12 protein-coding genes are annotated in these 10,118 nt (G+C 71.4%); 4 read left to right on the top strand and 8 right to left on the bottom strand.

Translation table 11 applies throughout. From position 1 onward, the window contains the following. Window positions 1-44: 44 nt before the first annotated feature. The 6 genes from E1294_RS30325 to E1294_RS30300 form a co-directional block, all read right to left on the bottom strand. Window positions 45-845: a glycerophosphodiester phosphodiesterase family protein gene (locus E1294_RS30325; RefSeq protein ID WP_132514042.1), complete on the bottom strand. Its 801-nt coding sequence runs from the start codon at window positions 843-845 to the stop codon at window positions 45-47. 36 nt (window positions 846-881) lie between these two features. After that, window positions 882-1,421: a TrmH family RNA methyltransferase gene (locus tag E1294_RS30320; RefSeq protein ID WP_132514040.1), complete on the bottom strand. Its 540-nt coding sequence runs from the start codon at window positions 1,419-1,421 to the stop codon at window positions 882-884. Then, complete coding sequence (locus E1294_RS30315; protein WP_132514038.1) at window positions 1,418-2,008, bottom strand: class I SAM-dependent methyltransferase; 591 nt, start codon at window positions 2,006-2,008, stop codon at window positions 1,418-1,420. Before E1294_RS30315 ends, E1294_RS30320 begins: the two co-directional genes overlap by 4 nt. Before the next feature lie 11 nt (window positions 2,009-2,019). After that, window positions 2,020-2,967 (bottom strand): VWA domain-containing protein, encoded by a 948-nt coding sequence (locus E1294_RS30310; RefSeq protein ID WP_132514036.1) that lies wholly within the window; start codon window positions 2,965-2,967, stop codon window positions 2,020-2,022. A gap of 64 nt (window positions 2,968-3,031) precedes the next feature. Continuing rightward, complete coding sequence (locus tag E1294_RS30305; RefSeq protein ID WP_132514034.1) at window positions 3,032-3,964, bottom strand: DUF58 domain-containing protein; 933 nt, start codon at window positions 3,962-3,964, stop codon at window positions 3,032-3,034. A gap of 4 nt (window positions 3,965-3,968) precedes the next feature. Continuing rightward, window positions 3,969-4,970: an AAA family ATPase gene (locus tag E1294_RS30300; RefSeq protein WP_132514032.1), complete on the bottom strand. Its 1,002-nt coding sequence runs from the start codon at window positions 4,968-4,970 to the stop codon at window positions 3,969-3,971. A gap of 56 nt (window positions 4,971-5,026) precedes the next feature. Here E1294_RS30300 and E1294_RS30295 point away from each other — a divergent pair, with 56 nt between their 5' ends. After that, the gene (locus E1294_RS30295) at window positions 5,027-5,800 is read left to right on the top strand and encodes a hypothetical protein (protein WP_246083378.1); all 774 of its coding nucleotides are present in this window, start codon (window positions 5,027-5,029) and stop codon (window positions 5,798-5,800) included. 60 nt (window positions 5,801-5,860) lie between these two features. After that, on the top strand, window positions 5,861-6,724 hold the full coding sequence (locus E1294_RS30290) for a DUF2268 domain-containing putative Zn-dependent protease (RefSeq protein ID WP_132514030.1): 864 nt from the start codon (window positions 5,861-5,863) through the stop codon (window positions 6,722-6,724). 47 nt (window positions 6,725-6,771) lie between these two features. Here E1294_RS30290 and E1294_RS30285 read toward each other — a convergent pair whose 3' ends face one another. Together E1294_RS30285 and E1294_RS30280 are read right to left on the bottom strand one after the other, a co-directional pair. Next, entirely contained in the window at window positions 6,772-7,425 is a 654-nt protein-coding gene (locus tag E1294_RS30285) for a response regulator transcription factor (protein WP_132514028.1), read from the bottom strand. Further along, window positions 7,422-8,663, bottom strand: a complete 1,242-nt coding sequence (locus E1294_RS30280; protein WP_246083377.1) for a sensor histidine kinase — start codon at window positions 8,661-8,663, stop codon at window positions 7,422-7,424. The genes E1294_RS30285 and E1294_RS30280 overlap by 4 nt, the downstream gene beginning before the upstream one ends. Window positions 8,664-8,806: 143 nt before the next feature. On the opposite strand from E1294_RS30280, the gene E1294_RS30275 reads away from it, so the two are divergent. Both E1294_RS30275 and E1294_RS30270 read left to right on the top strand, forming a co-directional pair. Next, window positions 8,807-9,370 (top strand): ClpP family protease, encoded by a 564-nt coding sequence (locus tag E1294_RS30275; RefSeq protein ID WP_132514026.1) that lies wholly within the window; start codon window positions 8,807-8,809, stop codon window positions 9,368-9,370. 119 nt (window positions 9,371-9,489) lie between these two features. Then, window positions 9,490-10,107: an ATP-dependent Clp protease proteolytic subunit gene (locus tag E1294_RS30270; RefSeq protein ID WP_132514024.1), complete on the top strand. Its 618-nt coding sequence runs from the start codon at window positions 9,490-9,492 to the stop codon at window positions 10,105-10,107. The last annotated feature ends 11 nt before the right edge of the window (window positions 10,108-10,118 follow it).

Raw genomic sequence — 10,118 nt, 5'->3', positions numbered from 1 at the left:
GTGTCGTGTCGCTCCTATATGGGCAGGGCGGGCGTGCGTCGCGCTCAGGCGGCCAACCGGCCGGGGTGCCACTGGCCGCGACGCTGGAGGACGTCGCGCAGGCCGGTGACGTTGTCGGTCATGATGCCGTCGACGCCGAGGTCGAGCAGGCGCTCCATGCGGGCGGTGTCGTTGATGGTCCACACGTGCACCTGCATGCCGATGGCGTGCGCCGTGCGGACCAGCGCCCGGGTCGTGACGCGCAGGCCGCGGAAGCCCGCCGGCACCTGAGCGCACGGCACCCCGGCGCGGGACAGGCGGGCGAGCAGCCGGCCGTAGCCGGAGGTCGCGGCGGCGGCACGCAGCGCGGCGACGCCGCGCGGGCCGAGCGCCGAGCACACCTCCCTGCCCAGCGCCGCCCTGGCCAGGGCCAGGCGCTCGTCGGAGAAGGAGGTCAAGCAGATCCGGTCGTAGGCGTCGGTGCGCCGGACCGCCGCGGCGAGCGGGGCGATGGCGGCCGACTCCTTGACGTCGATGTTGAAACGGATCTCCGGCCAGGTGCCCAGCAGGTCTTCCAGCAGCGGGATCTCGTGCACGCCGTCGATGCGGGCCCGTTTGACCTCCCGGTAGGGGAGCTCGGAGATGCGGCCCCGGCGGTCGGTCACGCGGTCGAGCGTGTGGTCGTGGAAGGCGAGCAGCACGCCGTCGGTGGTGGCGTGGGCGTCGGTCTCCAGATAGGTGTATCCGAGGCCGACCGCCCGCTCGAACGCGGCGGCGGAGTTCTCCGCGTTCTCTGCCGCTCCGCCGCGGTGGGCGAAGGCCAGCGGGCCCGGGTGGTCGAGAAACGCGAATCGACGGCTGAGCACGTCCTGAAGTATGCCCTTCTGGGTGAACGGTGCGGATTACGATTCGGGGAGATTCTCCCATTCCTGGCGGCGAGCCTCGGCCAGGGCGATGGCTGTCGCCACCGCGACGTTGAACGAGCCCACCCGGCCGATCTGGGGGATGTAGCAGACGCCGTCGGCGGCGTCGAGCAGGGCGGGGGAGCAGCCGTGGTCCTCGCTGCCGACCACCAGGCACACGTCGCGGCTGAGCTCCGCCCGGTGCAGGGGCACGGCCTCGGCGGTCAGTTCGACGGCCAGCACCGTGTAGCCCTCTTCGCGCGCGGCCTTGACAGCCTCGGTGGCCGGCATCGCCTCGTGCCAGGTGACGAACCGCTCGGTGCCCAGCGCGGTCTTGCCCGCCTTGGGATTGGTCGGCGGGGTCGCGTTGCCGGCGAGCCAGATCTCGTCGACGCCGAAGGCGGCGGCGCTGCGGAAGATCGAGCCGATGTTGAACGGGCCGGTGACCGACTCGATGATCAGGCCGAGGCGGTTGCGAGTGTTCCTGCGCCAGGTGCGGTTGAGCCGCTTGACGTCGGTGGGGCGCAGCTGCCTTCTCATCGGGTCACCTTCAGGATGCGGTAGGCGGCTCGGCTGGCCTCGCGGGAGGCCTGCCAGCCCTGCTCGCCGAGCCAGCGCTGCAGGGAATCGGAGCCGAGGTGTTTCTGGACGACCAGGTGGGCCACGCCGTCGGGCGTCAGCCGGGTCAGCCACCTGGTGAGCATGTCGTGCAGGGCCTGCTTGCCGATGCGGATCGCGGGATTGGACCAGATGGCGCGGAACCTCACGTCGTCCGGCACGTCGTCCACATGCACCGACCTTACTGTGTAAAGGCGGGCGGCTTCGGCATTGCGCGCGGTCAGCTCCAGGCTCCGCCGGTTCACGTCGACGGCCCACACCGTCGCCTCCGGCGCGCGCGACGCCATGGTCAGCGCGATGGGACCGTAGCCGCAGCCCAGGTCGAGCAGGTTGCCCTCCTGCGGCGGCGGCGGGACGCTCTCCAGCAGCACGCGCGTGCCGAGGTCGACCCGCTCGGGGGAGAACACGCCGCTGTCGGTCTCCAGCCGCAGGTGCAGGTCGGGCAGGACCAGGTCGACCGAGCCCGGCCTGCTCGCGGTCTTCGGCTGCTCGGAGAAGTAGTGGGCCACGGAGCAGAACGTTACGGGATCCTGGTGCCGAACAGCACGGCCGCTCCCGCCACCAGCAGCCCGGCCATGAGGGCGGCCACGATGAACCACTGGGTGATCTCCTGGTTGACCAGCTTGTAGCCGAGCGAGGTGCCGATCTGCTCGTAGACCTCACGCAGCTCGGAGCCGGACTCGGCGGTGTAGGCGCGGCCGCTGGTGCCGTCGGACAACGACTGCAGGGTCTGCTTGTTGACCGGCACGTTCACCGGCCTGCCGTCGATGTTGACGGTGCCCTCCTGGGTGCCGTACGCGATCGTGGAGACCGGCACGCCGGCCTGCTGGGCCGCCTCGATGGCCTCGTTGACCGACCGGCCTGAGGTGTTGTCGCCGTCGGACAGCAGCACGACGGCGGACGGCGGCGGGTCGGTGACGGCCTGCTGGTCGAACGAGCGCACCGACTCGAGGGAGTTGAAGACGGCCTCGCCGATCGCGGTGCCCGGCCGGGTGGTGAGGTTGCCGATGGCGGTGATCACGGCCTGGTGGTCGGTGGTGGGGGAGATGACCACGTTGGCGGAGCGGGCGAAGGAGACCACGCCGACGTTGAAGCGGTCGGGCAGCTCCTTGGCGAACGCCTGCGCGGCCGCCTTGGCGGCGCTGATCCTGTCGGGGTCGACGTCGTCGGCGTCCATCGACAGCGACACGTCGAGCGCGATCATGATGGTGGCGCGGTCGCGCGGCACGCGTACCTCGCCGGCGGGTTTGGCGGCTCCGACGACCAGGAGCGACATCATGACCAGGAAGAGCGCGGGCGCCACGTGGCGGCGCCAGCCTGGCCCGGCGGGGGCGACGAGGTTGAGCAGCGCCAGGTTGGTGAAGCGCACGGTGTAGCGGCGGCGGGCGAGCTGCGCCACGACATAGCCGGCCACCAGCAGCAGCACCAGCACGAACAGCCACAGCCAGGCAGGGGCGAGAAAGGTCACCAGGCCTCCTTCCTGGGCCTTGCGACCACGATAGCGTCGGTGATGGTCTCCTCGTTTCGCTCGCTCACACGGGTCTCCGGTGGGCCAGGTGGCTCATGCGGCGCTGGCGCAGGACGAACTGGGCCACGTCGAACACCCAGTCGCGGTCGGTGCGCAGCACGAGGTGGGCGATGCCGGCGCGGCGCAGCGCCCGGCGGGTGCCCTCGCGTTGCTGGGCGGCCGCTTCGGCATACGCTTGCCGGACTTTGGGTGAAAGATGCACTTCGCGTACGTTCCCGGTCTCGGGGTCGGCGAACGCGACCCGGCCCACGTCGGGCAGCTCCAGCTCGCGCGGGTCGATCACCTCGACGGCCAGCACCTGGTGGCGGGCCGCCAGGCGCCTGATGGGCCGCTCCCACGGGCGTTCGGCGTCGGGGTCGAGGTCGGGCTGGGCGTCGAGGAAGTCGGAGACGATCAGCCGCATGCCGCGCCGCCTGCGGCTGGCCGACAGCACATCGATGCCCTCGGCCAGGTCGGGCGGGTCGGGCACGATCTGGCCGCGGGGGGCGTCCATGAGGGAGTGGAGCAGCCCGTACAGGGCGGGGCGGCCGGTGCGGGCGGGCATGCGGTGAATGTACTCGTCGTGGATCACCAGCGCGCCGAACCGGTCGCCCATCCTGCTGGACAGGAACCCGATCGCGCCGACCGCCGCCACCACCAGGTCGCGCTTGTCGGTGTCGGCGGTGCCGAAGTCCATGCTGGGCGACAGGTCGGCCAGCGCCCACGTCTCCAGCTCGCGGTCGGCGATCAGGTCGCGTACGTGGGGGATGGTGGTGCGGGCGGTGACGGCCCAGTCCATGCGGCGCACGTCGTCCTCGCCGGGCACGTAGACGCGGCTGTCGCCGGCCTCGCTGCCGGTGCCGGGCAGCAGGCCCTGGTGGGCGCCGTGCAGCAGCCCGTCGAGCCGCCGGGTGACGGTCAGCTCCAGCCGGCGCAGCGCCTGCTCGGCGGTGTTCATCGGGTCACCGGTTCTGGTTCCAGACGACGACGGGCGGGGGCACGGCGTGCAGGATCTGCCGGACGACCTCTTCGGGATCGACGCCGTCGGCCAGGGCGTCGAAGGTGAGCATCAGCCGGTGCGACATGACGTCCACGGCCACGTCGCGCACGTCGTCGGGCAGCAGGTAGTCGCGGCCCCGCAGCAGGGCCAGCGCCCTCCCGGCGGAGACCAGGCCCAGCGTGGCGCGGGGGCTGACGCCGATCTCGATGGTGTCGGCCAGCTCGGCCAGGCCGTATTCGCCGGGGGAGCGGGTGGACATGACCAGGCGCACCACGTAGTCGGCGACGAGCTGGTGGACCGAGACGTCCTCGGCGGCCTTCTGCAGCGTCAGCAGCTTGGCGGGGTCGAGCACCCGGTCGGGGACGGGCGGGGTGACGCTCATCCGGTGCAGGATCTCCAGCTCCTCGTGGGCGGTGGGGTGGGGCACCCGCACCCGGAAGAGGAACCGGTCGCGCTGCACCTCGGGCAGGGGATAGACGCCCTCGGACTCGATGGGGTTCTGGGTGGCCAGCACGATGAACGGCTTGGGCAGCGGGTGGGTGACGCCGGCCAGGGTGACCTGGCGCTCGGCCATGACCTCCAGCAGCGCGGACTGGACCTTGGCGGGGGCGCGGTTGATCTCGTCGGCCAGGAGGAAGTTGACGAACACGGGGCCGAGCTCGACATCGAACTTCTCGGTGGAAGGGTGGAAGACGCGGGTGCCGATGATGTCGCTCGGCACGAGGTCGGGGGTGAACTGGATGCGGGCGAACGTGCCGCCCACGACGGTGGCCAGCGTGGACGCGGCGAGGGTCTTGGCGACGCCGGGGACTCCTTCCAGCAGGCAGTGCCCACGGGCCAGCAGGGCCACGATCAGTCTTTCGACCATGTGGTCCTGTCCGACGATGACACGCCGGACCTCGTCGAGACTCTGACGCAGCAGTGCCGCGTCGTTTCCGCCCGGCAACTCTTCGGCGACGCTCATGAGCCCCATTCCACCAAACGTGCCGCAAACTCGCACGACGCCACGTCTGTGCTTTCATGGCAAACGTGGCAAGTCCCCTGCAGTACGGCGATCCGCCCCGGCTGGGGCCCTACATGGTGCGGGCCCGCCTGCAGACGGCGCCGGCCGGTTTCGTGTACCTGGGCCAGGCGCCCGACGGGCGCGCCGTATCGCTGGCGGTGCTCACCAGAGGCGCCGCGCTCGACGCCGCCGCGCGCGACCGGTTCGTGACGGCCGTCAAGGACGCCGGCCAGAGCCGGTCGTCCGGGATGCGCGGATGGCTCGGGCGGGCGGGCCGGCCGCGGGCCGCGGTGCTGGAGGGCGCCCCCGAGGTGCTCGACATGGACGGCGGGCGGGCGCCGTGGGTCGCGGTGCCGTACGTGCCGGGCCGGCCGGGGGCGGAGCGGTTCCTGGAGCCGGTGATGGTGGGCGGGACGCTCATCGGGGAGGCTCACGGCCCCGACTTCGTGCCGTACTGGCTGACCGACCGCGCGCCCGCGCTGCCCCGGCTGACCAGGCGGCGCAGGCCGCTGACCGAGACCCGCAAGCGGGTGCTGATGGCCGCGCTGGCCTTGGTGCTGCTGCTGCTCCTGGTGACGGCCATCCTCCTGCTGCTGGTGCTCGGCCGGCAGGACAGCGAGCCGCAGCCCAGGCAGCTGCCGCCGACGGTGTTCGTGCCGACGCCGCCGCCGACGCCGGAGACTCCTGAGCCGCAGCCCTCGCCGTCGCAGTCGCCCGAGCCCAGCCGGACCGGGCCGGGCACCCCGGGCGAGTCGCCGGGCGACGAGAGCGGTGAAGAGCCGGAGCTCTGACGCGTCGGGCCGGTAATGCGTTTGACCCTCACGTAACGGGAGACTCTACGGTCCTGCGCCATGGAGTTCATCATTCATGACACGTTGACGCCGACGGCCGCGATGTTGCGCGGGCCGCTCGACCGGCGGCCCGACGCGCTGCGCGAGATGCTCGCGCCGATACGCGACGCGATCCCGATGCCGGGCGACATCGTCGACATCCACCACAACGGCGGCGGCTTCCGGGCCGACGCCGACGACCCGCGCTACCTGCCCGCCCTCGAGCGCATGATCGAGGCCGACGTGCTGGGCCAGGTGCGGCGTGAGCTGACCCGTGCTTCCGAACGGTTGTCCGAGGCCAAGCAGGGTGACACGTTGGACGTGTGGTTCGTCATGGGCAACCCCGACGACGAGCACCTCATGACGACGGCCGGCGGCTACTACGGCATGGGCGGAGCGCCGGGCATGATCTACCTGCTGGCCTGGCCGTCCGACGAGGTGATCGGCAAGATCGCGCACCTCGCGGTGCACGAGTTCCACCACGGCGTGCGCTACGCCAACGTCGAGTGGAACCCGGCCACCGTGACCGTCGGCGAGCACGTGCTGGCCGAAGGGCTGGCCGAGGCGTTCGTGCGGGAGCTGTCGGGGCCGCAGGCCGTGGGGCCGTGGTCGTCGATGGTGACCGGGGAGAGGTACGACGTGGCGTACGAGAAGATCATGGCGGCCTTCGACCTCGCCGGGATGCGGAACACGCCGGCGTACGTGCTGGGCGACAGCGCGACACGCAACTTCGGGCAGGAGCCGCGCGGCATTCCCGACATGGCGGGATATGCAGTGGGGTTGCGGCTCGTCGACCAGATCATGGCGGCCACCGGGCTGACGGCGACCGAGGCGAGCGTGCTGCCCGCCGCCGAGCTGATGAGACGCGCGGGCCTGCGCGGGTAGCCGCCCGGGTGGTCGGCTGGGATGGCCGGCGGGGTGGTCAGCTGGGGTTAGCTGGGGGAGACGAAGCCGGACTCGTAGGCGGCGATCACCGCCTGCGTGCGATCACGGGCCCCCAGCTTGGCCAGCACGTTGCCGACGTGCGTCTTGACGGTCTCCTGGCTGACGACCAGCTCGGCGGCGATCTCATGGTTGGACAGGCCCCTGGTCATCAGGCGCAGCACGTCGCCCTCGCGCCCGGTCAGCCGGTCGATGCCCGGCACCCTGGCGGGCGAGACGGTGGCCTCGTGGCGGCGTCCGGCGAGGGTGCGGATCGCGGCGGGGAACAGCAGCGACTCGCCGGCCGCGACCAGCTTGACGGCCTGCACCAGCTCGTCGGGCCTGGCGCGTTTGAGCAGGAAGCCGCTGGCCCCCGCGCGCAGCGCGTCGTAGACGTAATCGTCGTTCTCGAAGGTCGTCACCACCAGCACCTTGGGCGGGTCGTCCAGCGCCATGAGCCGCTCGGTGGCCTGGATGCCGTCGAGGGCGGGCATGCGCACGTCCATCAGCACGAGGTCGGGGCGCTCGCGCCGGACGACGGGCAGGACCGCGGCGCCGTCGGCGGCCTCGCCTACGACGCTCAGGCCGGGCTCGGCGTCGATGATGATGCGCAGGCCGGCCCTGATGAGGTCCTCGTCGTCGGCGATGACGACAGTGAGAGTCATGGACTCGACCGTAGCGGCAGGCGTGCGGAGACCGTCCACCCGGCCTGTGTGGGGCCGGCGTGGAGGTCACCGTTGAGCAGGCGCACGCGCTCGCGCATGCCCGCCACGCCCCTGCCTCCCGAAGGGCGGGCGCCGTCGCCTCCGGCGGCGTTGGTGACTTCGAGCCGCAGCTCGCCGTCCTGGACGCCGGCAGACAGGAGCACCGGGCCGCGGCCGTGCTTGATGGCGTTGGTGAGCGCCTCCTGCAGGATGCGGTAACCCTCACGGGAGACGACGGCGGGCACGCCGGACAGGTCGCCGACGTCCTGCCGCACCTGCGCGCCCGAGGCGGCGACGAGGTCGCCGAGATCGGCGAGCGTGGCCTGCGGATGCCTGCCGGGCACGACGGCGCCGTCGTGGGCGCCGTCGTGGGTGCTGTTGCGGGGGCCGTCGTGGGCGCTGTCGCGCAGCACGCCCAGGACGTGGTCGAGGTCGTCGAGGGCGGCGCGGGCGGACTGCTCGATCGCGGCCAGCGCGGTCTTGGCCGTGCCGGGGTCGCGGTCGAGCACCCGGCCGGCGGCCGCGGCCTGCAGGGTGACGACGCTCAGCGCGTGGCCGACCGAGTCGTGCAGCTCGCGGGCCAGCCGGTTGCGCTCGGCCAGCATACGGGCCTGCTCCTCGGCGGCGGCCAGGCGTTCGGCCGGGGTGGGGCCGAGCAGGACCGGCGCCAGCCTGGCCAGCAGCGCGCCCGCCCCCGCGGCCACGACGACCAGCGCCGCCAGCGTCGCGAGCCCGCCCATCGCCCACGACACCGCGTTCCACCCCGGCGTGACGACGGCGCCGATCACCGGCGTCGGGCTTCCGACGATGGGCAGCATGAGCGTGAACACCGTGAACGGCACGATCGCCAGCGTGCAGCCACTGACCACGCCGCCGATCGCCAGGTGCAGGGTGAACCAGGCGGCGGTGCGGCGGCGCTCCTGCCAGGAGCGGCCCGTCTGCCGCGGCGGGGTCTCGACGTGCGCGCCGAGCAGGCCCTGCGCCGCGTTCACCTCCAGCGCCCGCACCGGCAGGAACAGCCCGGTCGCCGCCACCACGGGCAGCACCGCCACGAACACGCCGACCTGGGTGGGCAGCATGAGATTGGCGTTCTCGTCCTGCCAGATGGCCGCGACCAGGACGCCGACCATCATGTACGGCATCAGCAGCGCGCCGCCCAGGATGAGGCACGCCCACCGGCGCGGCAGGTTCCTTCTCACATCGGCGATTATATGTCGACGTTTATTCGCTCACAGAATAATGCGCCCTTAGAGAAATGCGCCGCCAGCGAAAAGAATCCTTAATTGCTGCCTTCCCGCACTAGCGTTTTTCGCGGAAATACCCGCACAGGAAGGTGACGGTCATGACGGAGGCCCAGCGCGCACAGTGGCCTGACCAGCTCAGTCAGCGCCTGCTGAAGGAGCGCATCGTCGTTCTCGGCCAGGAGGTCGACGACGAGATCTGCAACCGGCTCTGCGGGGAGCTGCTTTTGCTGGCGGCCGAGGATCCCGCGCGCGACATCACCCTATACATCAATTCTCCGGGCGGATCCGTGCACGCGGGGCTGGCGCTCTACGACATGATGCAGTTCGTGCCGTGCGACGTGGCGACGGTGGCGATGGGGTTCGCCGCGTCGATGGGCCAGGTGCTGCTGTCGGCGGGGGCCAAAGGCAAGCGCTACGCCCTGCCCAACGCCCGCGTCGTCATGCACCAGCCGCTCGGTGGCATCGGCGGCTCGGCCAGCGACATCGCGATCCAGGCCGAGAACATGCTCTACACCAAGCGCAGGCTGGCGGAGATCATCGCCCACCACACCGGCCAGCCCCTGGAGCGCATCCAGGCCGACTCCGACCGCGACCACTGGTTCACCGCCCAGGAGGCGCTCGACTACGGCTTCGTCGACCACATCGCAGAAGGGATGAATTGAGTGCTTTCCGCATGCGACGTTTCGCCCGGACGGCGATCCGTCGATCCACGCGCCGCCACACGGCGGTTCGCTTCCTCCCCTGGGCTTGAGCCCGGGGTCTCCGTCGAAAGGAAGGCCCGATGAACGGCCGTTACGTGCTCCCCTCGTTCACCGAACGCACCTCCTACGGCATGAAGGAGATGACCCCCTACACCAAGCTGTTCGAGGACCGGGTCATCTTCATGGGCGCGCCGATCGACGACACCGTGGCCAACGACGTGATGGCGCAGCTGCTCACGCTGGAGTCGCTCGACCCCGACCAGGACATCAACGTCTACATCAACTCGCCCGGCGGGTCGTTCACGGCGATGGCGGCCATCTACGACACGATGCAGTTCGTCCGGCCGGAGATCCACACGGTCTGCATCGGCGAGGCGTCCTCGGCGGCGGCGGTGCTGCTGGCGGCCGGTTCGCCCGGCAAGCGGGCGGCGCTGCCGCACGCGCGCGTCCTGCTGCACCAGCCGGCCACGGAGGGTGGCCGCGGGCAGTCCAGCGATCTGGAGATCCACGCCAGAGAGATCCTGCGCATGCGCGACCAGCAGGAGGAGATCCTGTCGCGGCACACCGGTCGGGGCACGCTGGAGATCAGGAAGGACATCGAGCGCGACCGCATCTTCACAGCCGAGCAGGCCCGCTCCTACGGGCTGGTGGACGACATCTACGCCTCCAGGAAGCGCACACCGGCCGGGGCCCGCTGACCGCCCGGGTC

This window comes from Nonomuraea diastatica (assembly GCF_004349015.1).
Taxonomy (GTDB): Bacteria; Actinomycetota; Actinomycetes; order Streptosporangiales; family Streptosporangiaceae; genus Nonomuraea; species Nonomuraea diastatica.
The sequence above is the reverse complement of the archived record's forward strand: the minus strand, read 5'-3'. Positions and strand labels throughout refer to the sequence as shown.

Coding starts and splice junctions, on each gene's coding strand:
- E1294_RS30320 (WP_132514040.1), bottom strand. CDS start 1,421: ATGAGAAGGCAGCTGCGCCCCACCGACGTCAAGCGGCTCAACCGCACC.
- E1294_RS30305 (WP_132514034.1), bottom strand. CDS start 3,964: ATGAACACCGCCGAGCAGGCGCTGCGCCGGCTGGAGCTGACCGTCACC.
- E1294_RS30300 (WP_132514032.1), bottom strand. CDS start 4,970: ATGAGCGTCGCCGAAGAGTTGCCGGGCGGAAACGACGCGGCACTGCTG.
- E1294_RS30295 (WP_246083378.1), top strand. CDS start 5,027: ATGGCAAACGTGGCAAGTCCCCTGCAGTACGGCGATCCGCCCCGGCTG.
- E1294_RS30290 (WP_132514030.1), top strand. CDS start 5,861: ATGGAGTTCATCATTCATGACACGTTGACGCCGACGGCCGCGATGTTG.
- E1294_RS30285 (WP_132514028.1), bottom strand. CDS start 7,425: ATGACTCTCACTGTCGTCATCGCCGACGACGAGGACCTCATCAGGGCC.
- E1294_RS30275 (WP_132514026.1), top strand. CDS start 8,807: ATGACGGAGGCCCAGCGCGCACAGTGGCCTGACCAGCTCAGTCAGCGC.
- E1294_RS30270 (WP_132514024.1), top strand. CDS start 9,490: ATGAACGGCCGTTACGTGCTCCCCTCGTTCACCGAACGCACCTCCTAC.